The organism is Kocuria sp. CPCC 205260, from assembly GCF_040981045.1.
Classification (GTDB): domain Bacteria; phylum Actinomycetota; class Actinomycetes; order Actinomycetales; family Micrococcaceae; genus Kocuria; species Kocuria palustris.
In genome coordinates, this window is sequence record NZ_JAVKPT010000113.1 from 1 (window position 1) to 513 (window position 513).

At 63.4% G+C, this 513-nt stretch carries 1 pseudogene; it reads left to right on the plus strand.

Going from position 1 to position 513, the window contains the following annotated elements:
- Window positions 1-513, plus strand: a pseudogene (locus RF645_RS13465) (hypothetical protein); the annotation flags it as partial.

The window sequence follows — 513 nt, forward strand, 5'->3', positions numbered from 1 at the left end:
GCGTAGGTTTGGACCTCCGTGAGGTCCCCCGCGAGAAGCGGGAGGGTTCGGCCACCGCACTGGCCAAGGCTGTGGGCATTGACCCCGAGCCCTACCGGGAATCAGTACGTCAGGCTGACGACACCGCGTGGGTGGAGGCTATTGCATTGCGGGAAGAAGATTTTCGGGCGCTCGATGCCCAGCGCATGAAGAAAATCTCCGGTCTGCTAGTTACGAAGGACGCCCGCGTTCTAGGCCGGACCAAGGGTTTTGCCGCCGAGACCCTCGGGTCGGTCGGCGAAGCGACGGCCGAGGAAATCGAGAAGTCGGGAGGCAAACTCACCCGTGGTGCCCAGATCGGACGTGGGGGGCTACAAGAAGCGCATGAGGCCACCTTGCAGGGAAAACCGGGAGTCGTCGTTGACCGCATCGGCGTCCACGCAGACGGCAGCCTCAAAACGGGACAAGCCCACCAGCTCATGGCCCAGGGGCCTGTTCCGGGAGAGGATCTGCACACAACACTCAACGGTGGTC